2 protein-coding genes are annotated in these 2,938 nt (G+C 38.9%); both read right to left on the reverse strand.

Annotated features, from left to right (window positions below):
* Positions 1 to 202 precede the first annotated feature (202 nt).
* Positions 203 to 580 carry a hypothetical protein gene (locus AB4484_RS24925; RefSeq protein WP_372080858.1) on the reverse strand — a complete coding sequence of 126 codons (378 nt, stop codon included), beginning with the start codon at positions 578 to 580 and terminating at the stop codon, positions 203 to 205.
* Positions 580 to 2,409 carry a methyl-accepting chemotaxis protein gene (locus AB4484_RS24930; RefSeq protein ID WP_372080859.1) on the reverse strand — a complete coding sequence of 610 codons (1,830 nt, stop codon included), beginning with the start codon at positions 2,407 to 2,409 and terminating at the stop codon, positions 580 to 582. Before AB4484_RS24930 ends, AB4484_RS24925 begins: the two co-directional genes overlap by 1 nt.
* Positions 2,410 to 2,938: the final 529 nt, after the last annotated feature.

A 2,938-nucleotide genomic window follows, 5' to 3' on the forward strand; every position in this document is an offset into this window, starting at 1 on the left:
ACAACTCGCTCTCGTGGTAATCGATTTAAAGACGCTTACAGGACACACAATGGGTATCATCATGGAACTGCTATCAAATTAAAAACTTCCAATAGAGGTATTTTATGGATTTACCCCTACGCATGTAAAAATTCATGATCCCAAAACGGCTCCAAATCGGGAGCCGTTCTTACGTCTAAATCTGAGTTCGCACTAAGTGTGGTTATGGTAAATCAGCGTAAAGCCCGAGCAGCACGGTGTGTTCATTCAGTAGATCTTTTATTTTCTTAGTGTAAGACTCTTCCACTCCCGAATAACTAACCTCAATAGCAGCTAGCTTTTCTTTTTTTTGCCTAATTACCGTCTGAATATCACCACTTAAAGGTTGAGATTTGAGCAACTGACGAGTTAAAACCAAATCGGTTTCTAAAAAGAAAATTAGTGATAGCACAGCCTCTTCAACTTTGCTTTCTGGAGAAAACCCCTCGATATGAACTAAGTCGTGAGCGATAACAAGACAATTAGAACAACTTCGACCTGAACCAAGTAAAATCAGCTCAACATCACCACGAGAACAAAAAACACATTTATTCTGATTCATTATTTTTCCACCTTGAAAAAGCTCAATTCAGAACTCAACTCTTTCGTCACCTCTACAACCGAGTCGCAGGCTTTAACTGTACTTTCAATCCCCTCGATATTCTGCTGAACCAATATGCTCATATTTTCCAGCTGACTTGAAATATCAGCAGTTACGGCACTTTGTTCTTCCGAAGCAGTCGCAACGATAGAGTTCACCTCGGAAATATTTGATACCTTCTCAGATATGACGTGAAACGATTGAGCAAGTTCACCTGTTGTGGACTTGGTGGCAATCATTAACTCAACATTGCGCGCCATAGATTCATCCGCTTGCTTCGATTGTTCTTGAAGCTGTGCAATAATTTCTTGAATATCAATCGTAGATTGTTGAGTTTTACCAGCTAACGCTCTAACTTCATCTGCAACGACAGCAAAGCCTCGCCCTTGTTCTCCAGCTCTAGCGGCCTCGATTGCTGCATTTAGAGCCAATAAGTTCGTTTGCTCCGATATATTATTAATAACATCAACCACGCTACTAATGCGTTCTGAGTGATCTCGAAGTAAATGAACTATCGTCTGGGTTTCCGATATTGATTGAGATATCTCCTCGGTCGTATCGGTAGAGTTCTTAAGGGAGCTCTGACTCTGTTGAATTATCTCATTCGCTTCCGTGGCTGATTGTTCCGCTCTTTGAGCGTTATCGGCAACATCCCTTGCCGTTGAAGACAACTCTGTAGATGCTGTTGCAATTTGCTCAATGGAAGATCGTTCATTTAGAGAATGGCTCCGGCTAATTTCAGCGAGTTCAATGGATTCATCTTGTTTTTGATGAATAGAATCCATACTGGAATTAAATTGGGAAAAAATGGTGTTCAGCTTAAAAGATAGTCTAGATAACGACTCTGAAACGGAATCGAATTCATTGTCTCTTTTTCTAATTTTAACGTTAGACAAATCCCCTTCTTCTAACGATTTAATCCATCTAACAACCAAAGGAAGATTCTTTGTTTCCCTGTTTAAGACAAAAGACACTACGCCAATTGCACAAATCATCATACCAATGATGGAAGCAATAAAAACAAGAGCGAAACTTTTAAAAGAGTTGATTAAGGGATTTAAATCAGTATACGTAAACAGATAAGAACCATCATCAAGGAGGTGGTAACTTACAGAAAACCAACTTCCAGCTGGATCAACATAAACCAACGGCTCTTTATCTTTGATGTCATGGTACTCAGGTCTTAATGCAAACAAGTTCCCCCCCCCCCAATCATTAGTAAGATCCGAATCAAAGGTAGACACAACCCTAAAATCAGAGTCAGTTAAGATAAACGTTCCTGGGATAACCAATTCAGAACCATCAAGATCATGGGCCACAACCCCAAGAACCTCTCCCTCCGACACCCAAGGGATTGATAAAGTCTTAACAAACTTGTTTGATGTTGCACTTGGATATATTTTGGAACTAAATTGTTTAGATCCTGATTTAATATCCAAAAACCACTCTCTATTTTTATCAATGGCATTAAAGTCACCAGCATCAAAAGAGATTATGTTCCCCTCTAAATCCACCAGAGATAAACGCTCTCCTTGTATACTCCAAGCATCTGTAGCTAAATCCAAAGATGCTTCAAAGTTATCGGGTGATAAATTCAGCCCCCTCATCAGCTTAAATTTATTTTCATACAACCTGGTTAGATCACTTTTTTGACGTTCAAACTCTAAGGTGTTTTGATGCAAAACATCATCTTTGAATTGAGAGTACATCCCCAAGCCAGCGACTCCCAGAATCAATAAAAACGAAATGATCATCGAAAAAAATAAGTATATTTGTATTTTTCTATTCATTCAAAAACCGATAAAAACGACTTAAAGAGCTGAACATGATATCAGCATCCATAAATTTTTGTTAGCAACGATTTGGGTGTTCATTATTCCTATTCAATAGCGTGCCCCTACAATGAAGAACGGCTCCCGGTTGGGAGCCGTTCTTATATCTAAATCTCGGTGAGGATTACGATATTCATGTTCAATATGACCTAACAAGACATCTAATATTGTCAGTACAGTTCAATCCAGCAGAACCTTTAACTTTTCGACTTCATCACATGTGATACTCAAATTAAGTATTCCTGCCACAAAACAGGCTGGGGAGTCTAATAAAAAACATTTTTCTTTGGGCACTAAAGCTGTGAACACTCCATCAAATTTCATCGCTATCGAGTCAGCCAAATCGACAACCTCTACGCCACAATTTAATCTCAAACAACCTCCACTAAAAAAGGCTTTTATAGCCCGCCACTCTATTAAATAGAACACTAGCTTTAAAGTAAAGATTGTTGCAAAAAAGAGTCCTTTCCACGGCTAGAGCATTTTA

It is taken from the genome of Vibrio sp. 10N.261.46.A3 (assembly GCF_041472995.1).
Classification (GTDB): Bacteria; Pseudomonadota; Gammaproteobacteria; order Enterobacterales; family Vibrionaceae; genus Vibrio; species Vibrio coralliirubri.

Bases quoted from the DNA above. Each gene is read 5' to 3' on its own strand.
- AB4484_RS24925 (WP_372080858.1), bottom strand. From the start codon at position 580: ATGAATCAGAATAAATGTGTTTTTTGTTCTCGTGGTGATGTTGAGCTG.
- AB4484_RS24930 (WP_372080859.1), bottom strand. From the start codon at position 2,409: ATGAATAGAAAAATACAAATATACTTATTTTTTTCGATGATCATTTCG.